General features: G+C 59.7%; 19 protein-coding genes. 5 read left to right on the top strand and 14 right to left on the bottom strand.

Annotated features, from left to right (window positions below; genetic code table 11):
• Window positions 1-8: 8 nt before the first annotated feature.
• The 5 genes from ACEN93_RS02340 to ACEN93_RS02320 all read right to left on the bottom strand — a co-directional run bounded on the left by ACEN93_RS02340 (window position 9) and on the right by ACEN93_RS02320 (window position 5,653).
• A complete protein-coding gene (locus ACEN93_RS02340) occupies window positions 9-1,475 on the bottom strand; it encodes a serralysin family metalloprotease (protein ID WP_039768315.1) in 1,467 nt (488 codons plus the stop codon).
• 388 nt (window positions 1,476-1,863) lie between these two features.
• Entirely contained in the window at window positions 1,864-2,949 is a 1,086-nt protein-coding gene (locus ACEN93_RS02335; RefSeq protein ID WP_495610979.1) for a polyamine ABC transporter substrate-binding protein, read from the bottom strand.
• 56 nt (window positions 2,950-3,005) lie between these two features.
• Window positions 3,006-3,350 carry a cupin domain-containing protein gene (locus ACEN93_RS02330; RefSeq protein WP_495610978.1) on the bottom strand — a complete coding sequence of 115 codons (345 nt, stop codon included), beginning with the start codon at window positions 3,348-3,350 and terminating at the stop codon, window positions 3,006-3,008.
• 29 nt (window positions 3,351-3,379) lie between these two features.
• Window positions 3,380-4,786, bottom strand: a complete 1,407-nt coding sequence (locus tag ACEN93_RS02325; RefSeq protein WP_495610977.1) for an NAD(P)/FAD-dependent oxidoreductase — start codon at window positions 4,784-4,786, stop codon at window positions 3,380-3,382.
• A 51-nt stretch (window positions 4,787-4,837) separates the two neighbouring features.
• Entirely contained in the window at window positions 4,838-5,653 is an 816-nt protein-coding gene (locus tag ACEN93_RS02320; protein WP_495610976.1) for a helix-turn-helix domain-containing protein, read from the bottom strand.
• A 263-nt stretch (window positions 5,654-5,916) separates the two neighbouring features.
• Here ACEN93_RS02320 and ACEN93_RS02315 point away from each other — a divergent pair, with 263 nt between their 5' ends.
• Window positions 5,917-6,189 carry a DUF1652 domain-containing protein gene (locus ACEN93_RS02315; protein ID WP_039768310.1) on the top strand — a complete coding sequence of 91 codons (273 nt, stop codon included), beginning with the start codon at window positions 5,917-5,919 and terminating at the stop codon, window positions 6,187-6,189.
• 57 nt (window positions 6,190-6,246) lie between these two features.
• Here ACEN93_RS02315 and ACEN93_RS02310 read toward each other — a convergent pair whose 3' ends face one another.
• On the bottom strand, window positions 6,247-8,721 hold the full coding sequence (locus ACEN93_RS02310) for a UvrD-helicase domain-containing protein (RefSeq protein WP_495610975.1): 2,475 nt from the start codon (window positions 8,719-8,721) through the stop codon (window positions 6,247-6,249).
• 278 nt (window positions 8,722-8,999) lie between these two features.
• Between ACEN93_RS02310 and ACEN93_RS02305 the strand changes: the two genes are divergently transcribed.
• Complete coding sequence (locus ACEN93_RS02305; RefSeq protein ID WP_085667066.1) at window positions 9,000-9,695, top strand: pirin family protein; 696 nt, start codon at window positions 9,000-9,002, stop codon at window positions 9,693-9,695.
• A gap of 60 nt (window positions 9,696-9,755) precedes the next feature.
• Here the strand turns inward: ACEN93_RS02305 and pgm are convergent, their stop codons facing one another.
• The 4 genes from pgm to ACEN93_RS02285 form a co-directional block, all read right to left on the bottom strand.
• Window positions 9,756-11,402, bottom strand: a complete 1,647-nt coding sequence (pgm, locus tag ACEN93_RS02300; protein WP_039768304.1) for a phosphoglucomutase (alpha-D-glucose-1,6-bisphosphate-dependent) — start codon at window positions 11,400-11,402, stop codon at window positions 9,756-9,758.
• Between the two features lie 76 nt (window positions 11,403-11,478).
• Window positions 11,479-12,909, bottom strand: a complete 1,431-nt coding sequence (locus ACEN93_RS02295; protein ID WP_103386098.1) for an aminotransferase-like domain-containing protein — start codon at window positions 12,907-12,909, stop codon at window positions 11,479-11,481.
• Window positions 12,910-12,958: 49 nt separating this feature from the next.
• The gene (locus ACEN93_RS02290) at window positions 12,959-14,410 is read right to left on the bottom strand and encodes a hypothetical protein (RefSeq protein ID WP_039768300.1); all 1,452 of its coding nucleotides are present in this window, start codon (window positions 14,408-14,410) and stop codon (window positions 12,959-12,961) included.
• Window positions 14,411-14,956: 546 nt separating this feature from the next.
• On the bottom strand, window positions 14,957-15,979 hold the full coding sequence (locus tag ACEN93_RS02285) for a zinc-dependent alcohol dehydrogenase family protein (protein ID WP_039768299.1): 1,023 nt from the start codon (window positions 15,977-15,979) through the stop codon (window positions 14,957-14,959).
• Window positions 15,980-16,249: 270 nt separating this feature from the next.
• Here ACEN93_RS02285 and ACEN93_RS02280 point away from each other — a divergent pair, with 270 nt between their 5' ends.
• Window positions 16,250-17,164, top strand: coding sequence for a LysR family transcriptional regulator (locus tag ACEN93_RS02280; RefSeq protein ID WP_074690647.1), 915 nt, complete (start codon window positions 16,250-16,252; stop codon window positions 17,162-17,164).
• A gap of 133 nt (window positions 17,165-17,297) precedes the next feature.
• Here the strand turns inward: ACEN93_RS02280 and ACEN93_RS02275 are convergent, their stop codons facing one another.
• Complete coding sequence (locus tag ACEN93_RS02275) at window positions 17,298-18,548, bottom strand: MFS transporter (protein ID WP_495610974.1); 1,251 nt, start codon at window positions 18,546-18,548, stop codon at window positions 17,298-17,300.
• A 101-nt stretch (window positions 18,549-18,649) separates the two neighbouring features.
• Between ACEN93_RS02275 and ACEN93_RS02270 the strand changes: the two genes are divergently transcribed.
• Entirely contained in the window at window positions 18,650-19,618 is a 969-nt protein-coding gene (locus ACEN93_RS02270) for an AraC family transcriptional regulator (RefSeq protein WP_103386101.1), read from the top strand.
• Between the two features lie 37 nt (window positions 19,619-19,655).
• On the opposite strand, the gene ACEN93_RS02265 is transcribed toward ACEN93_RS02270, so the two are convergent.
• From ACEN93_RS02265 to gcvA, 3 genes are all read right to left on the bottom strand, one after another.
• Window positions 19,656-20,417, bottom strand: a complete 762-nt coding sequence (locus tag ACEN93_RS02265; RefSeq protein WP_414881694.1) for an SDR family oxidoreductase — start codon at window positions 20,415-20,417, stop codon at window positions 19,656-19,658.
• 30 nt (window positions 20,418-20,447) lie between these two features.
• The gene (locus ACEN93_RS02260) at window positions 20,448-21,275 is read right to left on the bottom strand and encodes a DMT family transporter (protein WP_495610973.1); all 828 of its coding nucleotides are present in this window, start codon (window positions 21,273-21,275) and stop codon (window positions 20,448-20,450) included.
• Window positions 21,276-21,351: 76 nt separating this feature from the next.
• Window positions 21,352-22,257: a transcriptional regulator GcvA gene (gene gcvA, locus ACEN93_RS02255; protein WP_103386104.1), complete on the bottom strand. Its 906-nt coding sequence runs from the start codon at window positions 22,255-22,257 to the stop codon at window positions 21,352-21,354.
• Window positions 22,258-22,687: 430 nt separating this feature from the next.
• On the opposite strand from gcvA, the gene mexE reads away from it, so the two are divergent.
• Window positions 22,688-23,941 (top strand): multidrug efflux RND transporter periplasmic adaptor subunit MexE, encoded by a 1,254-nt coding sequence (mexE, locus tag ACEN93_RS02250; RefSeq protein ID WP_039768288.1) that lies wholly within the window; start codon window positions 22,688-22,690, stop codon window positions 23,939-23,941.
• Window positions 23,942-23,944: the final 3 nt, after the last annotated feature.

Raw genomic sequence — 23,944 nt, 5'->3', positions numbered from 1 at the left:
GTGTTACATCACGCCACGATGTCGCTGGTGGCTGCCTGGCCAACGGTGCTGACCTGGAAATCAGCCACGCCGTGCCCGGAGAAGTCCACCGACAGCAGGCTGTTGCCGCCCGAGGACGTCAGAACCGCATCACCCGCCGCACCGGTGAAGGCGCTGACGAAGTGCAGGCCCGCGCCCTTGGTGATACCGGTCAGGTCAATTTTGTCCAGACCGCTGACGAAATCGAGGATCTGATCGATCGCACCCGGCTTGGAGTCGGAGCTGGCCGCGAACACAAAGGTGTCCGAACCCGCGCCGCCCCACAGCTTGTCGGCACCGCCGGCGCCCCAGATGATGTCGTTGCCGGCACCGCCCTTGAGCTCGTTGGCCGCGCTGTTGCCGATCAACAGGTCGTTGCCCGAACCGCCGATCGCGTTCTCGATGGTGACGCCCTTGGCGATGGACACGTTGCCCACCAGGCCGCCAACGTCGGAGAACGAGGCTTCATTGAGGTTGATCTTCTGGTTCTGGGTGAAACCCGAGAAGTCGAAGGTGTCCTTGCCGCCCGCATCCCACACCGAGAACACCAGCTTGTCGGCCGACGACGAGGCGCTGAGGAAATCGCGACCGGCGTTGGAGTTAAAGCCATAGGTGGTGTCACCGGTACGGGTGGTCAGGTTGGCGCCGTAGAGCTTCTGGATCGCTGCGATGTCATCCATCAGCGGGCCGGAGGAATAGGCTTCCACCCCGCCCTTGCTGAAGTTCTGGCTGGTGTTGCTTTCGCTCCAGTAGCTCATGACGCTGTAGCCGCGGGTGTCTTGCCCGTAGGTCGCGTCATTGTAGGTAGGGTTGCCGTTGCCGGCGTTGTAGTCGCCCGGGTGTGCCAGGCCAAGGGTGTGGCCGATTTCGTGGGTCAGGGTCTGACGGCCGTAGTTGTTCAGATCCGGGTTTTTGTTTTGCGTGTAGCCACTGTTGATCAGGTACCACGACGTGCCGTCGTAACCGGCGCCGGTGCCCGGCAGATAAGCGAACGCTGCAGCGCCATCCTGGCCGCCGCTGTAGTTGCCGAAGGTCATGTGGCCGTCACCGCCCGAGGCTTTCTCGGTGAAGGTCACGTTGGCCACGTCAGCCCAGGATTGCATGGCGAGCTTGGCCTGGGCTTGTTGTTGTGCACTGAACTGACTGAACCCGCTGATCCCGTGCTTGTTCATCGTGCTGGACGATGCAGAGGTCAGGAACGTGTAGGTGAGTTCGATTTTGCCGCTGCCATCCTTGTCCTGGTAGGCAGCGCCGTCGCGCAGCAACTGGGTTGCGGCCTGGTCGACGGAAAAGGAGGGTTTGCCATTGACCGTGAGGTTGCCGCCACGATCGTACTGGTGGCTGAAGCTATTGATCTGGTTATACGCCGTGCTGGTCGCTGCCAGAGGTTGCGGCGCCCCGCCCAGCTGGAAAGCCTGTTCGGCAGTATCAATAGCGTTAGCTTTTACTTTCGACATAAACACACTTCCTTGTTTAGCAATGGAACAGTTTTTGTCCGATAGCGACAACCCCTGGCGAGATTGTCCTATCACTCGCCCAATGAAGGCGTAAGAAACCTGACACAATTTGAAATCTGTCGTCTAGCATTTTTTCGAGATCAAATTGAACTGTTCCGGGAAACTCCCGTAAACAAAGCACGTGCCGCCGAAAGAAGTTTGAAAGTGTGGTGATGTCGCCTAATTGTCTGACGATTTCTTATTTAAATATTAAATATCGGTAAGTTGTTTTTTGTTAGCAGCGTCTCACTTTGCTGCACTTTACCGATGCAATGCCAGTGTATTGATATCAAGTAGATTCAACAGAAAATAGTCAGGCGAGGGCTGTGCCGCCCTCGCCTTTTTTCCTTCAGCTGCCGGTCCGAATCTTGTTCCACACCCGAGTCCGAATCCGGTCGATGTTCAGCGGCATCGCTTCCAGTGCGAACAGCTTGCCCATCATTTCCGGGCTCGGATAAACCTTGGTGTCGTTCTTGATCGCCGGGTCGATCAGGCTGTCGGCCTGTTCGTTGCCATTGGCGTAGTGAACGTAATTGCTGATACCGGCCATCACGTCGGGCTGCAGCAGGTAGTTCATGAACGCATAGCCGGCCTTCTCGTCCGGTGCGTCGGCGGGCATGGCGACCATGTCGAACCAGATGGCGGCACCTTCCTTGGGAATTTCGTAGCCGATGTCGATGCCGTTCTTCGCCTCTTTGGCGCGGTTTTCCGCTTGCAGGATGTCGCCGGAGAAACCGACAGCCACGCAAATGTCGCCATTGGCCAGGTCGCTGGTGTACTTCGAGGAATGGAAGTAGCTGACATACGGCCGCACTTTCATCAGCAGCGCTTCAGCTTTCTTGTAGTCCTCGGGGTTCTTGCTGTGATGCGGCAACCCCAGGTAGTTGAGCGCTGCCGGCAACAGTTCCGGGCCGTTGTCGAGGATTGCCACACCGCACTTCTGCAGTTTTTCCATGTATTCGGGTTTGAAGATCAGGTCCCAGGAGTCCACCGGCGCGTTGTCCCCCAGCACAGCCTTGACCTTGGCGATGTTGTAGCCGATGCCGGTGCTGCCCCACAGGTACGGAAAGCCGTGTTCGTTGCCCGGATCGTTGGTCTGCAAGGCCTTGAGCAACACCGGGTTGAGGTTCTTCCAGTTCGGCAACTGGCTCTTGTCGAGCTTCTTCAGGGCCCCGCCCTCGATCTGCCGCGCCATGAAGTGGTTGGACGGAAACACCACGTCGTAACCGGATTTGCCGGTCATCAGCTTGCCGTCGAGAGTTTCGTTGCTGTCGTAGACGTCATAGGTGACGCCAATGCCGCTGGCCTTTTCGAAGTTCTTGGCGGTGTCCGGCGCGATGTAGTCGGACCAGTTGTAAACCTTGACCGTATCCGCGGCCTGAGCAAGGGAAACGGCGAGCATCAAAGGAGCGAGCGTGAGGGTCTTTCGGATCATGGATCGATTCCTGTATTGGCTATTGTTGTTGGCAGGCAATCAAAAGGATCAAAACGTCAGAAAATCAGGACATAGGTCTTGCGCACGGTTTCCTGGATGTCCCAGATCCCGAGCGTATTGGCCGGCAACATCAGTGCGTCGCCACCTTGTATGTGCAGGGTTTCGCCGCCGTCGTCCGGGGTGAACGTGCAGCGACCGGAAATGAAATGGCAGAACTCCTGGGCGGTGATCTGCCGCCGCCAGCGCCCGGGTGTGCATTCCCAGACGCCGGTTTCGACGCCGTCGTCGCGCTTGACGCTGGTGGTCGAGGCAATCGCCACCGGCGTGCCGAGCGGCACGGCCACCGGGTTTGAATCTTCCAGTTGCAACGTGGCGGTGTTCTTGAATTGGGTGATGCTCATGGCGTTACCTGTCTGGTAGTAAACAACGTTCAGTGCATGAAACCTTCCATGAACCCGGCCACCTGGCTGGCAAGCTTGCGCCGCCAGGGCGCAGTCGCTGGGTTGGCCAGGGTCTGGTCTTCGTGGACGAAGCTTTTGATGATCGCGTTGTAGCCGAGCCAGCGGCACGGTTCCGGCTCCCATGCCCGCAGCGCGTGGATCCCGCCGTCGGGCAGCACCCACGGCTGATGCGTCAGCTCGGTGTCGCGCTCGAGAATCAGATCCGCAAGCGTGCGCCCGCCCAGATTGGAAGCGCCGACACCCTCCCCGCCATAGCCGCCGGACAGCGCGATGCCGTTGGCCCGGTCACACAGCATGTGCGGTTTGAAATGCCGGGACATGCCGAGGTTGCCGCCCCAGGCGTGGATGATCTGTACGTTTTTCAGTTGCGGAAACAGCTCGCCGAACAGGTAGCGCCGCAGTTCGACTTCGTCGCGGGTCAGGTCGAAGTTATGCCGCAGTTGGCCGGCGAACTGATAACCGCCACGGGCGCCGAAGATCAGTCGGTTGTCGGCGCTGCGCTGGCCGTAAGTGACCTGGCGGCTGAACTCGCTGAAAGCCTGGCCACGACTGAGGCCGATTTCATCCCAGGTCGCAGCGGGCAACGGCTCGGTGGCGACGATCAGGCTTTGCACCGGTAATTGATAACGGCCCAGCGGTGGCAGTGTGACGGAATAACCTTCGATGGCCGGGACGATCCAGCGGCTGCGCACACTGGCCTTGTCGGTGCGCAGGCTGCCGGCCTGCCAATGGGTCACCGGGCTGTTTTCGTAGATCGTCACTCCCAGGCCTTCGACGGTTCGCGCCAGGCCGCGCACCAGTTTCGCCGGGTGAATGGTCGCCACATGCGGGGCGAAGATGGCGCCGTAAGGTTTAGCGATGCGCAGCTGCTGCGCCAGTTGTTCGGGGCTGAGCCAGCGGTAATCGTCGTCGGTCAGGCCCTGAGCGTGGAGTTTTTTCAGGTAGTCGCGAAGATTGGCTTCCTGCTCGGGATAGCGCGCGGCGCAATACAGCACTCCGCCCTTACGGTAGTCGCAGTCGATGCCTTCGCGCTCGAGGACGACTTCTACTTCATCGGGAATGCTGTGCAACAGGTCGAATGAAGCGCGGCGTTGTTGTGGCGACAACCCTGCCAGCAGGCGATCCTCGCCCAGCAGATTGCCCATCAACCAGCCGCCGTTGCGACCGGACGCGCCGAACCCGGCGGTTTGCGCTTCGATGATGGCGATGTTCAGGCTCGGCGCCTGTTGTTTCAGGTAGTACGCCGTCCACAGCCCGGTGTAACCGGCGCCGATGATCGCCACGTCGACATCCAGGTCCTGCGCAAGCGACGGGCGCGCGGTCAGCGGCTCGTCGAGTTGGTCCATCCACAAACTGATAGTGCGCCACGCCGGCATGCAAGACTCCGCCAATCCAGGTTTCGATGGCGTCGATCCTAGTGGCTGGACTCAGGGATTGTCTTGCGCGCGTGTCCGCAAAGAAATTTGCTTCGCATAAGCTTTCGGCGATTGCCCGGTGTGCTGGCGAAAGCAGCTATAGAAAGCCGACAGTGAATTGAACCCGGCGGCGAAGGCCAGCTCATCGATGCGCAGCGGCGGCGTAGCCTTGTCCAGCGACTGCAATAGATGTTGCAGACGCGCCTGATTGACGTAGCGGTAGAAGCTTTGCCCCAGCACCTGATTCAGCAAATAGGAAATCTGGTTGCGGCTGTACCCGCACTCCTTCGCCACCCGTTGCAGGTCGAGCTCCGGATCGAGATACGGTTGCTGGCGCTGGAAATACTGCTGCAAGTCATCGGCCATGAAGCTCAACTGGCGCGGCGACAGGCCCAGGCGACTCACCGCCGGACGCTGGCGGGTTGTCGTCGGACTTTCAGCCTGTTCGCGCACCAGCGATGCATATTCATTGACCCGCCAGATCCGCCCGTCCTTGACCGTGATCGCTTCACTGGAGCGAAACGACACCAGCCCGTTACCACCGCGCAACGTCACTTCGTATTGAATGAATGCGGTGTTGCCGTCGATGCGGATGCGGTCGCAATGCTCCAGCGCTTCGTCGGATTCGCGTGGCATGCTGACCCGGACGTACTCGCGCAGTTCTTCGAGGCCGAGCACGCGGTTCTGGAAAAAATCGTTGTACTGGATGTCCGGGTGATACAGCGCCATCACGCCATCCAGGTCCCGGTGTTTCCAGCACAGGTGATAGCGCATGACCGTTTCGGCCGTGACCCGGGTCTGTTCCGGGCCGTCATCATCGGCGTGCATAAGGGACTCTTGGAAAAAGAACCGAGCTTGCCCAACTTCCGGCGCTGCTTCAACAACCGGTGGTGATGGCATTTTGGCGACGATTGGGTTGTATCGTGACTTACATCAAAAGAATCCTCGCAATCGCTAAATGAACTGAAAATTCTCACAGGAATTTCACATTCAGATGCTACTTTTAAAGGCAGTCACCGGTTGAGCCAATGAAGGCTCTTCCCACCTAACATGAGCAAACGGAAGCGCTCGATGAAGAAGGCGGGCAACACATGAACAAAGGGTCAAGCAAAGTCACGTTTCCCAATGCCTGCCAGCTCATGCGCTGGCATTTTCATCCCATGGGTTTCGAGGCGACCATGGATGCGCCGGGCAGTCTGGTCGCGCGCCTGTTTGATCGGGCCAGCGGCGAGACCCTGATCGCGATCGCCGGCATTCCCTGTGCCACGGTGATGAATGCGGCGGATGTGGAGCGAATAATCGAAGCCGTCGAGGACGAATTGGAGGCTTTCACTCCTCCAGAATCTCTCAAGAGCTATGCGTAACTATTTGATTTAAAACAAAAAGCCCGCTTTGTGCGGGCTTTTTCATGGGCGCTGGATTCAGGCCGTTTTCTTTTCAGGCCGATGATCGACGAAGAACGGTTTACCTTTGGCGACCCGGTCCGAGGCCCGAGGCATGTTGACCGCCTGAGTGTCCTGCGGCTCGACGTACCAGTAGCAATGGCTGACTGCGCGGGTGATGCCAACATAGGCCAGGCGCAGGATTTCGTCTTTTTGCGCGCTGTCGTACGGCTCGCTGTCGCCAGCCTTGCCCAGTCCGGCCATGCGATACACCTGATTCTTGTACGGTGAACTGGTCAAGTGCTGGCAATCGCCCAGCAGAAAAACCGCGTCGGCCTGCAGACCTTTGGCGCTGTGATAGGTCAGTTGTTTCAGTCGACGGGACTCGTACGGCAAGCTCGAATCCACATTAACTACAGACTGAATATGCTGCTCAATCAATAACTTATCGCTGCTTTTTCGATAGAGCATCAGGATTGAATCGCCCTTTCGATAGTGTTCCGCCAGGCGCTGGCCGAGTGCCTGATCGTCGCGCTCCAGCACGTTGACTGGCTGCAACGGCCTCTCCTCGCCGCTGGCCTTGGCCTTCTTGCCCGGGATGGCCGGCGCTGCCCGGACGATGTGTTCTGCCGCGTCGATGATGTGCTGATGGCTGCGATAGTTGTCGCTGAGCATCACCCGCGTCGTGCTCGGCGACGGGAATTCCTTGTTGAACTCCATGAAGTAACTCGGCGAGCTGCCGCGCCAACCGTAGATCGATTGCCAGTCATCGCCCACGCAAAGCAGCGACGATCGCTGCGCACCTCGTCCGACGTGCATGGCAGGGCCACGACTGCGGATTTCCGAGAGGCTCGCGCGGATCCACGAGACGATCTGCGGTGAAACGTCCTGAAACTCATCAATCATCAGGTGCGACATCGGCCGCAGCAGCTCATCACTGAGCAGCTTGAAGTTTTCCGGCGAATGCTCGCTGAACAGCGCGAACATCCGGTTGTAGGTCATCACCGGCGGCTTCTGATCCAGCAAGTGATCTTCCAGCGCTCGCCAGAACAGGCTTAAAGCTTCGAAGAAAAACCGGTCCGGATCGTCCTTGGCGAAACTCATGCGGCCAACGGCGTCCGGCACATCCAGGCCCAGGTTCTCGATAAAGCCTGCAGCAGCGACAAAACAATCGAGTAACGGCGCGGATGCCAGCTCGCCCTTGACCTTGTAATCGAAGCCCGGGCCAGCGCTGACATCGCCTGCCAACGTGCCCAATAAACGTTTTGAAAATTCATAGCTATCCAGCCAAATCAAGGGCTTACGACAGAAAGCTTGAAACAGGGTGCGTTTGACTGCCCACTCTGCACGCACCGTCAGTTTGGCGTTGGGACGGCAGACCTGCGGGCTTTCCCGTGGGTCGAAACCCAACACGACCCAGGCATCCAGGCTCGGAATGTAGCCGTGGCAATGGAACGATGCGCCATTGATTTCGAATGTCTGGCGGCTCGGTTCGATGCCCTTGATCGGCCAGGCACCGGCGCGGAGCCACATGTCCTCGATCATGTCGCACAGCTCTTCATCGCGGCGAGCCGCCAGCTCCGTTACAGCCACGCGCTTTTGCACGTCCGGGTGATCGCGTTCCAGCTCCTTGAGCTGCAAGGCGTGCCGGGACAGCGGCTGGATCAGTTGCGCAAAGCGCGGATCTTCTTTGTAGAGACGGTGGTAACAGGCGTTGAGCTGCTGGCGCTGCGCGTCGTTGATGCGCAGATCGAAGGGATTGCTGTCGACGTCTTCATCTGCACCCTGCGCGCGGTGGCTGAGGTTTTCGAATGCCTGCAAGCGCTCGAACCCCGGCAGGCTACGAACCATCGGCAAGATCCGCGAGTGGAAGGTGCGCACCAGATCCCGCGCGTCTTTCTGACTGAGTGAACGATCCCACAATGCGAACAGTTCGATCAGTTTGCTGATGAAATCCTTGCGCGACTCGCGGGTGAAGGTCACCACGGTCATCGAATCCAGCTCAAATCCCAGGTAGTGAGTCAGCAGCAGGATCCGCAGCACCAGCGTGGTCGACTTGCCGGCTCCGGCGCCGGCAATCACCGAGGTTGACGGGGTATCGCTGAAAATCATCTTCCATTGCGCAACGCTCGGCTGTGCATGGGCCGGTAACAGGCGCGCGACGTCGGCTTTCATGCGCTTCTTCAGCTCTGCGCTGAGCGGCAGGCGCCAGTCGTCGAACAGGTGTTTGTCGATACCGGGTGGCCGATGCTCGGTATTGCGACTGTCGCGGATCAACAAGACCTGGCGGCCCTCTTCCAGCCCGTCAGCCTTGCCTTCCTTGTACCCGTAATCCACGCCGGCGGTATGCCCGCTGCGAAAACCGTCAGCCTGGCCGTGCAGCCACGAGGCACGGTGCTGAGCACGCAGCCGCGTCAGACCGTGGCCAAGGAAACGCGCCGCCAGGCGTTTGAACCAGGGCATCTCGGCCAGGGGACGAAGTTCGGGAGGAAGATCGGGGGTGTGTTGCGCCACGCTGACGGACTCCGGATGTGAGGCTGTTGAGGGCTATGGTGTCTGCATTTGCTTTTTTGTTCTAGCGAAATGCTTACAGGTCATTGGTTTAGGTGATCAATTGAAGGTGAGATGAGACGGTTTCGAGCTTTTTAAATATCAACTGATTCGATTGGAATGCCGCACTTTTTACGCTTTTTCTCGATGATTGACTGATAGATGATGGCTGCCATCAATCACCGGTCTCGCTTCGTGGCTCAGGCGTCACGCCCCATGACGAACCTTTTGAGGAGACGATCATGCTTGAACTCAGACCTTTCAGCTCGCTGGGCGGCGCCCATCACGGCTGGTTGGATGCCCATCACCATTTTTCGTTCGCCGAGTACTACGATCCGCAACGCATGAACTGGGGCAACCTGCGTGTATGGAACGACGACATCATTGCCGCTGGCACAGGCTTCCCTACTCACCCGCACCGCGACATGGAAATCATCACTTACGTGCGTGAAGGCGCGATCACCCACCAGGACAACCTGGGCAACAAGGGCCGCACCGAGGCTGGCGACGTGCAGGTGATGAGCGCCGGCACCGGGATCGCCCACAGCGAATACAACCTGGAAGCAACGGACACCAGGATTTTCCAGATCTGGATTCTGCCGACCGAAACCGGCGCACCGCCGTCATGGGGCGCCAAACCGTTCCCGAAAGGCGACCGCGAAGGTTTCGTGACTCTCGCCAGCGGCAAGGACGGTGACGATCAGAGCCTGCGCATCCGCGCCGACGCGCGCTTGGTGGCGGCCAATATCAAGGCCGGGGAAACCGCTGAATATCGCCTCGATGCCGGACGTCGTGCGTATCTGGTTCCGGCCAAGGGCGTCATTGAAGTCAATGGCTTGCGCGCACAAGCTCGAGACGGTGTGGCGGTGGCCGATGAACAGGTGTTGACTGTAACCGCGCTGGAAGACAGCGAGATCGTGTTGGTGGATCTCGCCTGATCGGCGAATCGCGGGCACAAAAAAGGGCGACCTCAGGTCGCCCTTTTCCGTTGTCTGGAATTATTTAGTGCTGATCGCACCGTCTACCAGGGTTTGCGCTTCAGCCACCAGTTGCTTGAGGTGGTCGTCGCCGATGAAGCTTTCGGCGTAGATCTTGTAGATGTCTTCGGTGCCCGACGGACGCGCAGCGAACCAGCCGTTTTCGGTCATCACCTTCAGACCGCCAATGGCCTGATCGTTGCCTGGAGCCTTGCTGAGAATGCTCTGGATCTTCTCGCCCGCCAGCTCGGTCGAGGTGACCTGCTCCGGCGACAACTTGCTCAGCAGGGCCTTCTGCTCCGGGTTGGCCTTGGCATCGACACGCACGGAGAACGGTTCGCCCAATTCGTCGGTCAATGCACGGTAGGCCTGGCTTGGGTCGCGACCGGTACGGGCAGTCATTTCAGCAGCCAACAGGGCGGGAATCAGACCGTCCTTGTCGGTGCTCCATACACCGCCGTCCTTGCGCAGGAAAGAGGCGCCGGCGCTTTCTTCGCCACCAAAACCCAGCGAGCCGTCGAACAGGCCATCGGCGAACCATTTGAAGCCGACCGGCACTTCGTACAGGCGACGGCCCAGACGTTTGGTCACGCGATCGATCAGACCGCTGCTGACCACGGTTTTACCCACAGCCGCGTCGGCGCGCCATTGTGGACGGTTCTGGAACAGGTAGTCGATTGACACGGCCAGGTAGTTGTTCGGTGCCAGCAGGCCACCGGACGGAGTGACAATGCCGTGACGGTCGTGATCCGGGTCGCAAGCGAAGGCCACGTCAAAGCGCTCCTTCAGACCGATCAGGCCTTGCATGGCATGGCTGGACGATGGGTCCATGCGGATCTGCCCGTCCCAGTCGACGGTCATGAAACGGAACGTCGAATCGACTTCCTTGTTCACCACGTCCAGGTCCAGACGATAGTGCTCGGCAATCGCCGACCAGTAGCGCACCCCTGCTCCGCCCAGCGGATCGACGCCCAGGCGCAGTTTGGCGCCGCGAATGGCATCGAAGTCGATGACGTTGATCAGGTCGGCGACGTAGGTGTTGACGTAGTCGTGACGGTGGGTGGTGCCGGCCTTGAGCGCTTGCTCGTAGCTGATGCGTTTGACGCCGGCCAGTTTGTTGGCCAGCAGTTCGTTGGCCTTGGCTTCGATCCACTTGGTGATGTGGGTGTCGGCCGGGCCACCGTTGGTTGGGTTGTACTTGTAACCGCCGCTCTGAGGCGGGTTGTGCGACGGCGTGATGACGATGCCGTCGGCAAGACCCGTGGTGCGACCCCGGTTGTAGCAAAGAATGGCGTGAGAAACCGCCGGAGTCGGGGTGTATTCGTCGCCTTCGGCGATCATCACGGTCACGCCATTGGCCGCCAGTACTTCCAGGGCGCTGGCCCCGGCCGGAGTCGACAGCGCATGCGTGTCGATACCGACAAACAGCGGGCCGGTGATGCCCTGGGCTTCGCGGTACAGGCAGATCGCCTGGCTGATGGCCAGCACGTGCCACTCGTTGAAACTCAAATCAAAGGAACTGCCCCGGTGCCCTGAGGTGCCGAACGCCACACGCTGGGTGGAAACCGAGGCGTCGGGTTGACCGGTGTAATACGCCGTAACCAGTCGCGGGATGTCGACCAACAATTCTGCCGGTGCCGGTTTGCCCGCAAAAGGACTGAGTGTCATGCAAAACCTCTGAAATAGAGTGGTTCAGGAAATTACAACGGAGTTTACTGGCAGTTGCTCCGGAGCGCGATGGGGTCTATTGCGTACAAGCCGGGTGTTTTCGCGCATCTGTCCGCGGGGCCAGTCGCAACGCATCCCCAAGCAGTCCGACAAGTCTTAACAACTCGTGTTCCATGCTGCTTGTCACGCTTAGACGCAAGTGCTGTGCATGCAGGCCCTGAAGACTGAACAACTCCCCCGGCGCGATCAGTACATGCTGTCTGAGCAGCCGTTGAAACACTGAATCCATCGCGACCGGATGCGCTGAATGCAGCCAGATCGTCGCGCCGCCCTGGGGCTCGACGAGCTGCAGAACGTCGCCCAGGCGCTCTCTTATCAGCTCGACCCATCGGGTCCGACGCTCCCTGAGTATGCGCCTGAGTATCGGCAAGTGCTGTTCGACCCGCCCGCTCCCATAGAGTCGGGCAATGGCCTTCTGACGGATCGGTGACAGGCGAAACGAACGCAACAGGAAGTGACGCTGCAAATCGGCGCGCCATTGTCGCGACAGGACAAACCCGTAGGGCGCTTCAACCCCGATGATTTTTTCGAACATGGAAAAGACCAGCAGCCGGTCGGGATCCACCAGTTCGCGCAGTGGCTCACCGTCATCTTTGTCCAGCAACTCGCCATGACAATCATTCTCCAGAACCCAGGTGCCATGATTCGCGAGCAACTGCGCGACGGCCTGGCGACTGTCCTGAGGTATACGGCTCCCGTGGGGCATGTTCAATTTCGAGGACAGCAGGATCAGCCGTACCCGCTCGGTTTCGAGCAGCCTCTGCAGTGTCTGCAGATCGAGCGCCCCGTCTGGTTGAATCGGGAGTTCGATGACCCGGACTTCGGCAGACTCAAGCAAGCGCAGGATCATCCAGTCACACGGCGACTCGACGACTACGGTTGCGTGGCGCAATTGGAGCACTGCGATCAGGATCTCCAGCACTCCTCTCAGATCGGCACCGATGTAGACATCCTCGGCGTGCCAGCAATGCTTCGCCGATGAGGTGTAGCGAGCCGCCAGCAATGTGCGCAGTTCCAGCTCTCCGCAAGGCTGGGCAGGCGCTTGCAAGTGCTGGGGATACTGGCGCAACAGTTCTCGCTCAATCGTCAGCAAGGGGCGATCCAGGGGCTGGACCAAGGCCGGTTCATCGGCACTCAGTACGTGCATGCCGGCGCATCTGGCGTTGACGTAGACCGTTTCCAGCAAATCACTGCCGCGACCGGGCGGCATGATCGTGGATGTCGCCTGCGCAAAGTAACCGGATTTGGCCACGGAATAGACCCGGCCTTCTTTCTCCAACAGTGCGTAGGCGTACTGAATGGTCGAGATCGATACGTTCAAACGCTCGGCCAGTTGCCTTAACGATGGCAGTCGAACAGGTCCCTGATTGCCCGGTTCGCTGATCAGTTGCGTCAGGTAGCGATACACCGCCTGATAGGCAAAATCGGACGCTTGCGACTCACTCATGACCAGATGCCCGCAGACACATCCGCGTGACGGAGCAGCAAATTCGCACTCAACCTTCCGCCGATCGGTCACTCGCAGTGACCTCGTGCTCGGGCAGCTCATGCGTCTTGGCGTGATCGCCCATCCGGACAGCATCCATTGCATACAACCGGCAGATCAGGCGCAAAGGCATGCCGCTGACATCGGTCATCCATTGCAAGACCTGCTCTGGCGCGTGCAGGCCTTGCATGGCACGGTGCAGATCCGGCATGGCGACCAGCATGCCGGGATGGCAGGTGCGCAGGAAGCGTTCAAGGCCGGCGCCGGCATTGATGAACGGCGCGAACAGCAGGCAAACCAGCTGCGGCTCGTTGAGGCCGAAATTCTTTTGCAGCGCCGCCGCTGCCAGCGCCCGCTGTCCGACGGGATCGGACAGATTGCAGAATGTGGCAATGAAACGTTCGCAAATCTGTTCGGGTGTGTTCCTGCGGCGCATCGCCGCCAGGTATTGCTGCAGATAGTCCGATACACCGGCTTCGTAGTCGCGCCCTTCGATATAACTGGCTTGCAACCCCTTCAGGTAGGCGCCCACCAAGGGGTCGGTGCATTCACCGGTGCGGGCTTCAAGCATCAGGTCATCGGCCTGAAACCCGAGGAAATCGCTGAGCAAGGGCCAGCGTTCCTCCATTTTGCCGACGACCATATCGTCGATGCCGATATAGCCGGTTCGACGACAGGCTTCGAATTCGCCGAGCGGCCGCCAGGGTACCCGATCGTCCTGGGAATAGACTTCGCGAAAGCAATCGCCACCGACGCTATCGAGCAATCCGAACAATTCATCAAACCCTCCCCCCTTTCGCGCCAGTCCGCCAAGGCCGGCCTTGCGCACTGCGCGGTCCAGGCCGTCGATAAATTGCTCCTGACGGCGCGCGTTGTCGCTACTGATCAAGGCGTCGACACCGTTATTCCAGCGGGCGACCTGACCGTAGAATTCGGCAGTGGTCAGAAACAGGTCGTCCCAGAGTGTCAGATCTTCATCCCATCCACGGCGATGCCCTATCATCAGCAGGTTGAGTCTGCCGGCCTCGCGCCCCTCGTCGCAGACAGGTGCCAGATGGTTGAACGGCAGGATCTCGCGATGATCCACCATCAAAAGCTCGACCCTTGGATCGTCGTGCAGGAACAGCGCGCTGAAGCTGCGATGCATGTTGTGCAATGCCGAAGCCGGTACGCCATTGCAACGCAGCGTCGCGACCCTCAACTGGAATGTGGCAGGTGCTCGGCCGGCAATGCTCAGTTGCGCTGCACGTAACAAGGCCAGGCTGTAGCAACAGTCGCGTGTGCCGGATTGAGTCACCAATACCTTGAATTCACCGATACGCTCCATGCCCCCGGCAGCAACCGCAATGCGCTGGATCAATAGCTGCAATGCCGTTCGTTCGGCACGGGAAAAGAAACTCAGCAGTCTCTGCAATACTTGCTGGTAGACATAATTCATTGCCTGATCATGGATCGTGCTCATCAGTACTTCACCCGGTATCAAAGGTTTTATATCACGCACCCACGCGGGGCGAGCGCGCAATCACGCTTCATTAATTAATAGACGCTGAAATGCTAACACTTAAGTTTTTGTAGTTATTTGAAACAGTTATGCGCGTGGCATTTAGTCATCATGACCAATGCGAGCTCAGGCCCCGTCATTGCAGGGCTCTCGGTAAGCTTTAGTTTTCCTAGGAAACTTCTTACAAGACCCTGCACATAATGAGCACAAGAAATAAAGAAGGGATTACATGGATCCCCTACAAACTTTAAACAGAAGTTTGAAGTGCGATGATAAACAGCTGATCGATACTGCACGGGACAAATAGAATGCACAGACATAGCTCATTCCTTGAGATGAAAGTAGTCATTCAATTATCAGGGTCTGGAGGGCAATTAGAAGATACAGATCAAGAGCAAAAACCAGTTCAGTTGCTGAACGTCCCCAGGTGTCTGACCCAGGGGTTCTTGATGTCTGAAGGATAAAACGCACAAGAGTCCGTGGGGCCACGGACTCTGATTGGAAAGGTCAGGCAGTTTCGATTTGCAGGGCAACCCGCTCGCGGCACGGACATTCATCCATGTAGCGGTGAGCTTCGACAAACTCGTTGAACGGGAAAACCCGGGTCTTGAGCGGAAGCAGTACACGGTCAGCGGTGAGTTGGTTGATATCACGCAAGGCACGCTGCAAGGCGACGTGATCCTGGATGATGCCCAGCTCCGGCTTGCCGGTGAAGTTGCCGATGCAGTGCACGAAGAACTGAATGTTCTTCTGGAACGCCGCACAGGCCGGGAACGGCGTCTGGTTGCCACCCTGCAAGCCGTACAGCACCAGGCTGCCACGGGGTGCCAATACATCACCGAGCAGCGACATCTGTGGCCCGCCGAGACCATCGAACACCACATCGACGCCGCGGTTGTCGGTGATCTTGTTGATTCGCATCAACAGGTCTTCTTCTTCGGTGACGATTACTTTTTCGGCACCGAGAGACAGCAGATACTCACGTTCCTCCGCCGTTTTGGTGGCAGCAATCACCCGCACACCCAGCGCCTTGCCCAACTGGACAAAGGATGGACCGGCACAGTGGCTGGCGTCGGTCACCAGGGCGAACTGCCCGGGTTTGACCCGTGCCAGATCAACGTAACCAAAATAGGCAATCAACAACGGCGTGTAATGCACGCTGGCTTCAACCGGGCTGAGCACGTCCGGATACCGGGTCAGCGCGGTGCGCGGCAGAACGATCAGTTCGCCGTAGACCGGGTAATCGTTGGGGCTCTCGGCCGGGAAACTGGCCACCTTGTCGCCCACTGCCAGATCTTCGACACCATCGCCGATCGCCGTGACCACACCGGCCATTTCATGACCGAGGCCCGAAGGCAGACGCGCCTGGGACGATGCCAGATTCTGGCGCCACAGCGTGTCATACCAGCTGATGCCGATTGCCTCGACACGCACCTGCACTTCGCCAGGACCTGGCTGAGCAGCCGCATGCTCTTCGCATTTGAGCACCTCGGCCGGACCAAACTTGTGAAAACGGATCGTGCGGGACATCGCAAACCTCGTCAAAGTAACCTCTAATGCCCTGAACTCTATCTGGGCTTTCCAGCCAAGACTATCAGTGGCTATTAATAGTCGACATGCCTGTCATTGATTCCGCAGCATGGCCAGCATTGAAAAAATCCATGAAAAATCTGCTGCCGCCTTCTCAGTAAAGCTGAATTACCCGGTGCAGAGTACCAGCCTTTCCCCGTAAGATTCATGCCGGCCATTGTTCTCATATGGTCGCTCTCGTCAAGCTTGATGACTCTGCCAGGACTCCAGATGAATCGTAATGACCTGCGTCGTGTCGACCTCAACCTGTTGATCGTGTTCGAAACGCTGATGCATGAGCGCAGCGTGACCCGTGCGGCGGAAAAGCTGTTCCTCGGACAGCCGGCGATCAGCGCGGCGCTATCGCGCCTGCGCGGCCTGTTCGACGATCCCTTGTTCGTGCGCACCGGACGCAGCATGGAACCTTCCGCCCGCGCGGTGGAAATCTTCGCCCTGCTCTCCCCGGCCCTGGACTCGATTTCCACCGCCGTCAGCCGTGCAGCGGAATTCGACCCGGCCACCAGCACTTCGGTATTTCGCATCGGCCTGTCGGACGATGTCGAATTCGCATTGCTGCCGATGCTGCTCAAGCGCCTGCGCGCCGAGGCGCCCGGCATTGTGCTGGTGGTGCGTCGCGTCAACTACATCCTGATGCCCGGCCTGCTCGCCTCCGGCGAAATCTCCATCGGCGTCAGCTACACCACCGACCTGCCAGCCAACGCCAAACGCAAGGTCTTGCGCCGTAGCGCCCCCAAATTGCTGCGCGCCGATACCGTGCCGGGACCGCTGAGCCTGGACGATTACTGCGCCCGACCGCACGCGCTGGTGTCGTTTGCCGGCGACCTCAGTGGTTTCGTCGATGAAGAGCTGGAAAAACTCGAACGTAAACGGCATGTGGTCCTGGCGGTGCCGCAGTTCAATGGACTGGGTACGCTGCTGGCGGGCACCGACATCGTCGCGACCGTCCCCGATTACACGGCGGAAGCCCTGACAGCCGCTGGCGGCCTGCGCGCCGAAGACCCACCGCTGCCGACGCGCACCTTCGAACTGCACATGGCCTGGCGCGGGTCGCAGGACAACGATCCGGGTGAGCGGTGGTTGCGATCGCGGATTCAGATGTTCTTCGGCGACCCTGACAGTCTCTAGGTTTCGCCGGGCGGGCTGTTCATCTGATCATTTCTGGCTTTTCATGGATCCTGGAAATCCAGTCACTTCCAGTGCACTTCGCGATTACAGCCCACCCGCTACCGGTACCCAAGGCTGTAGCGTGCAAGCCGGATCAAAGGTGCAACGCGGGTTTGGCCTGGCGAACGCCATGGACAGAAGGCACGCGGACCCGCAGAGCAATCAGCAGCGCGGCCAGTAGCATCAGCGCGGCCGCTGCGACGAATACGCCTGCGCTCCCACCGAGGCTGAATACCGCACCGCCAGCGGCGGCGCCTGTTGCGATGGCCGACTGCACAGACGCCACCACCATGCCTCCAGCGCTTTCCGCCTGATCAGGTACCGCGTTGGCGACCCAGTTCGACCACGCCACCGGCACACCACCAAAGGCCAGCCCCCAGATCGCCAGCAATACCACCTGCCCCGGCACCGACGCCGGCAACAGCACCAACGCCAGTGCTGCGACGCCGACCAGCGCGGGCATCAACACCAGAGTGGCCAGCGGGTAGCGCTCCAGCAGCTTCCCGGCTAACAACGTGCCGACGAAGTTCGCCACACCGAACCCCAGCAGCATCAGCGACAGCCCTTGCGGGCCGATGCCGGTAGTCCCTTCAAGGAATGGCCGAACATAAGTGAACATCGCGAAGTGCCCGCTGTGCACCAGTACACAACCGAACATGCCCATGGCGATGCCCGGACGCTGCAACACCTCGAAAACGGTGCGCAGTCTTGCCGGCCGGCGCGGCGCGAGGCGCGGCAGAGTGAGCGACTGGAAAGCCAGGGTCACCATGCCTACCGCCGCCGCTGCAAAGAACGCGCTGCGCCAGCCATATAACCCGCCCAGATAACTGCCCAGCGGCACTGCAACTACCGTCCCAATGGCTATGCCGCTGAAAATGATCGAAAGCGCCCGAGGCAACAAGGCACTCGGCACCAGGCGCATCGCTACCGCTGCCGCCATGCTCCAGAACCCGCCAAGGGCAATACCCAGCAAGATGCGCATCAACAACAGCACCGCGAAGCTGGAGGAAACGGCGACCAACAGATTCGAGGCGACCATCAACGTGGAAAAGCCCAGTAACACCCAACGTCGGTCGATGCTGCGGGTCAGACCTGGCACCAACAAGCCAGCGAACAGCGCCACCACGGCTGTCACCGTCACCGCCTGGCCAGCCAACGCTTCGGACACTCCCAGGTCGGTGGCCATCAGCGTCAACAAACTCGCCGGAAGGTACTCAGCGGTGAGTAACCCGAACACACCCATTGCCAAAGAGAAGACGGCCATCCACGCGGGCGTCGCAGGCTCTACATCCGCGCCGACGCCGCAATGGCGGTCGGATACGGCGTTACATACACAGTCATTCATTGCACGGATCTCCCAATGTTCATTGCGAGCCGAGTCTAGGCGCTGAAAACTGGATGATCTATGATCCAAAGTCTCTACTTTTTGATCAAAACCCCTGAACGATGTTTGCAGACCAGTTTGCTCTTTCCTCGGACCTCATCAACGAGCTGTTGCGTGGCATGCGCCTGCGAGGCGTTGAATACCGGCGTATCCAGGCGGGTCCAACGTTCGGATTGAGCTTCGCGGAAAAACCTGGGCACGCCTGGTTCCACTTCATGGCCATCGGCAATGCGCAATTGCGAATGGAGGACGGCAACAGGTACGCGCTGTCTGCCGGCAACGCCGTGTTCATTTCCCATGGCGCGGCTCATCAACTGTTTTCCCATCCGGACGCGCCTGTTCAAGACATCGACGGTCTAGACGGCGAAACCTTGGGTGAAACCGTCAGCGCGGTGGATACCGGAGCCGACGCCAGCCCAACGCCGAGCACTATTTTGTTCAGTGGTTGCATGGAGTTTGAGTTGGGCAGTATCCATGGCCTTGGCCAGCTGATGCCGGGCCTGATGCTGATTGATGCCGGTGGCCAGCGTTATCCCGGGCTGGTACCGATCCTGACCACCATGGAGCGCGAGGTCAGCGCCGCCCGCGTGGGCTTTGCCGGCATCCTCGCGCGGTTGGCCGACGTGGTGGCCGCCATGGTCGTTCGCGGCTGGGTGGAATGCGCCTGCGGCAATGCTTCGGGTCTGATCGCCGCCTTGCGCGATCCACGCTTGGCCGGTGCACTGCTTGCGCTCCATCAACAACCGGGCCGCGACTGGACCGTTGCGCAGTTGGCAGAGCACTGTAATACCTCACGTTCGGTATTCGCGGAGCGCTTCCAGGTCACGATTGGCATGACTCCACTGCGCTACGTGACCGAACTGCGAATGCGGCTTGCAAGCCAGTGGCTGACGCTCGAAAGGCTGCCGATTGAAGAGGTGGCGCAGCGTTTGGGTTATACCTCCCAGGCTGCGTTCAGTCGTGCATTCAAGCGTATTACGGGCAGGACACCGGGCTTGAGTCGCAAGGCGAGGCAGCCCGCGATTACTTGAAGTCGAGCGCAAGGAATCGATGATCCTTGCCCCTGTCTCACTTACCGCCCGTTACGTCGAGGAATGTACCGGTAACAAATGATGCTTCTGCACCAGCCAGCCACAAAATGGCCCGCGCCACTTCCTCCGGCTGCCCGCCCCGGCCCATCGGGATCGAGTCCTTGACCCGATCGACCCGCCCCGGCTCGCCGCCGCTGGCGTGCATGTCGGTATAGATGTGCCCCGGTCGGATACAGTTGACGCGAATGCCCTCACGGGCCACCTCTTTGGCGAACCCGATGGTGAACGTTTCCAGCGCGCCTTTCGATGCTGCGTAGTCGACATATTCATTCGGACTGCCCAGACGGGCCGAGGCCGACGACACATTGATCACCACGCCGCCCGCACCGCCGTGCCGCAGGGACATGCGCTTCACGGCCTGTTGGGCGCACAGTATCGGCCCGAGAGCATTGACCGCAAAGATGCGTTGCATGCGCGCGAAGCCCAGGTCCTCCAGGCGTGACTGTTGCGCCAGCACACCAGCGTTATTGACCAGGACATCGATGCGTCCGAACGTGCGGTCGATCGCGGTAAAAAGACTCGCGACCTGCTCGGGGTCGGCGCTGTCGGCGCGCATCGCCAACGCCTTGCGTCCCAGCGCTTCGACATCCGCCGCCACTGCCAGCGCGGCGGACTCATTGGCAACGTAACTGATCGCGACATCGTAGCCTTGAGCAGCAGCGAGTCGGGCGGTGGCGGCGCCCACTCCCCGACTGCCACCTGTGATCAGAATCAGCGGAGCCTGCGAGACGTTGACCATGAAAACTACTCCTTAGCAGATGATGCCGAGTCAGCCGATGATGATCGCGCCGCAGGCGATCACCACACAGGCCAGCATCCGGCGGACGGTAAGGGTTTCACCGAGGAACAAGTAACCAAGCAGCGCCGCAAACAGCACGCTGGTTTCACGCAAGGCTGACACCGCGCCCAGCGGGGCTTCGTTCATCGCGTAGATAACGATTGCATAGGCAAGCAGAGAGACCAGCCCGCCCATTGCCGCAGCGAACATTCCGGGCCGAATCGAAAACAGGCTGCGGGCATCGCGCAGAACGATGTAGACCACCGGCATCAGCACGCCCCACAAGGCACTCATCCACACCGTGTAGGCCAGCGGCGCGCCGGACAGCCGCGCGCCAATGCCGTCGACCACGCTATAAGCCGCGATAAAGCAGCCGGTTCCCAATGCGTAAGGCAGGCTGGGCACCGACAGGCTGCGTCCCCGGAAGGCCAGCGAAATGATCCCGCCAGACACCAGAGCAATGCCGAGCAATTCGCCGGGGGTGATGGTTTCGCCGGCAAACAATGCGGCGCCCAGCGTGATCAACGCGGGCGATGAACCGCGCGAGATCGGATAAATCTGTCCCAGATCGCCGACCCGGTAACTGCGCACCAGAAACAGGTTGTAGCCAACGTGCAGCAATGCCGACAGCAGCGCATACCCCCAGCTCTGAGGCGCAGGCGCCACCATGAACATCGCGGCAACTGCACAGACTATGGCAATTGCAACGCACATCACCGTCATCGACCAGAGCCGATCGGCACCGCCGCGCAGCAGCGCGTTCCAGCTGGCGTGCAGCAGCGCGGCGAACAGGACAAGGAGGACGAGATGAGTAGGCATTGGCCATTTTAGGCAGCCCGAACGGTCGGATTACAGAGAAGACTCCTCATTGCTCCATGAGTGATTATTCATGCCTTCAAACCTGCCCGCCTTGCACTTTGAGCGCCTCACCGAGCAGCCATTCGCGAAAACTCTCAATGTGCGGCTGCGTCTCAACACCCTTGGGGCAAACGAAGTAGTAGGCGAGCGGTGACTGAAACGGCACATCGAACAGCCGCACCAGACGGCCATCGCCGATTTCCTTCTCGACATGCCCGCTGCGTACCAGGGCAATGCCATGGCCGAGCAAAGCCGCCTCCACCGTCATATTGGTATCGCCAAACCTGACGCTTTCCCGCAGCGGCAAAAATGCCAGTCCGACGGACTGGAACCACGCTTCCCATTTCGGTGCCAGTTCAGCGCCGTCACGTGCCAGCAGCGGTAACTGCAACAAATCGGCGGGACTGCCCGGCATTCCGACGCGTTGCAGCAGTTCGGGGCTGGCCACCGGGAAAACCTGCTCACCGAACAAAAACTGTGAATACAGACCGGGATAGTTGCCCTTGCCCAAGCGGATCGCGACATCGGCTTCGCTGCTGGCGAAATGGATGACCTTGTCCGTGGTGTCCAGCGACACCAACAGTTCCGGGTGCTGGCGGGCCAGGCTCGGCAAGCGTGGCAGCAACCATTTCAATGCAAAGGAATAGGTTGTGCTGACGCTGAGCCGGACCCTGCCCTTTTGCTCACGCAGATCAGCCAGCGTCGCCTCAAGGCTCATGAAGAACTCGCGCACGATCGGCGCCAGCGTAGCGCCCGCAGGTGTGAGGCGTAACGACTTGCCCCGTTCAAACAGCTGCAAGCCCCAAAGTTCTTCCAGATGCCGAAGCTGATGGCTGACCGCGCTCTGGGTCACATGCAATTCCTGCGCGGCGGCGGTGAACGTCGGGTGCCGGGTGGATACTTCGAAAGCCCGCAAAGTCGCGGTCGGGGGCAGATCTCTCATAAACAAAGGGTCCGGGATTGGCAAAACATCGAGGTATGAGTATCAGGTCATGTTAGAGCGAAATGTTGTGGGTTGCCTGTTCGGGGTAACAGGACTCTTGATGTTGGCGTATTGATCCAGCAGCCAGGCGAGGTCTTTGTAAACAAGCGCCATATGCTCCGCAAGAATGTCGAGGCTCGGTAACTTCAGCGCAGCATTTAATCGCCGCATAATCCTCACCCAGCAATTTCGCCTGCGACAGTTGCCGATCGCGCAACACAGAATTGTCATCAGGCCAATTGATAGCCCCCTAACGAAAGGCGCATGCTAGAGGGCTTCTCTCGGGCTTATATCATTCCGAATGATAGTTACCTTCGTGTCATTCGATTCGTTTTGCTATCGACCCGCCGAGCATCATCCGCCCATCTTCAATACATTGGCGGATGCATCCATGGAACAATCACTCAAACATTTGCGCTTCCCGTTGGCTCTGTTGGCCGTGCTGGTGATGAGCGCCTGCGGCAAGACTCCGGAAACCGCGGCGGCCATGCCTGCTGCCAAGGTCAGCGTGGCCAAGGTGCTGGAACAACCGGTCAACGAGTGGGACGAATTCACTGGGCGCCTCGAAGCGCCGGAAACCGTTGAAATCCGTCCGCGGGTCTCCGGCCAGATCGACGAAGTCGCCTTCACCGAAGGTGCTCTGGTCAAGAAAGGCGACCTGCTGTTCCAGATCGACCCGCGTCCGTTCCAGGCTGAGGTCCGCCGCCTCGAAGCGCTGGTTGCCCAGGCCCGTGCCAATGCCACACGCAGCGAAAACGAAGCCGGCCGTGGCGAACGCCTGCGTGCCAGCAACGCCATCTCCGCCGAATTGGCCGACTCGCGTACCAGCGCTGCACAAGAAGCCCGAGCCGCTGTTGGCGCGCTGCAAGCGCAACTGGACCTGGCCAAGCTGAACCTGAGCTTCACCCGCGTCACTGCGCCAATCAGTGGCCGCGTCAGCCGTGCCGAAATCACCGCGGGCAACCTGGTGACCGCCGACACCACTCCGCTGACCAGCGTGGTTTCCACTGACAAGGTATACGCCTACTTTGACGCGGACGAACGTGTGTTCCTCAAATACACCCAGCTCGCCCGTCAGGGTCAGCGCGGCGCCACTACCCCGGTGTACATGGGCCTGTCCAATGAAGACGGCAACCCGCACCTGGGCCAGATGAACTTCGTCGACAACCAGGTCAACCCGAAAACCGGCACCATCCGTGGTCGCGCCGTGTTCGACAACAGCGACGGCACTTACACCCCGGGCCTGTATGCACGTCTGAAACTGGTCGGCAGCGGCACCTACAACGCCATGCTGATCAACGATGAAGCGGTCGGTACCGACCTCGGCAAGAAGTTCGTGCTGGTGATGGATGGCGACAACAAGACCGTCTACCGCGCCGTCGAGCTCGGTCCGAAGATCGAAGGCCTGCGTATCGTGCGCAGCGGCCTGAACAAGGACGACACGATCATCGTCAAGGGTCTGCAACGGGTTCGTCCTGGCTCGCCGGTTACGCCTGAAGTGATCCCGATGGCCAGCGAGCAAACCATTGCCGCTCTCGCTCAACAACGACAAGCGCTGGAAGCCAGCAACCTGCCCAAAGTCGCACCTGCCAAAGGCGCGCCGGGTTCGGTTGTGAAACTGGCTGCTGCGACCCCACGCGGTTAAGGG

It is taken from the genome of Pseudomonas sp. Pseusp21 (genome assembly GCF_059492145.1).
This window is presented reverse-complemented; position numbering and strand designations above follow the sequence as displayed.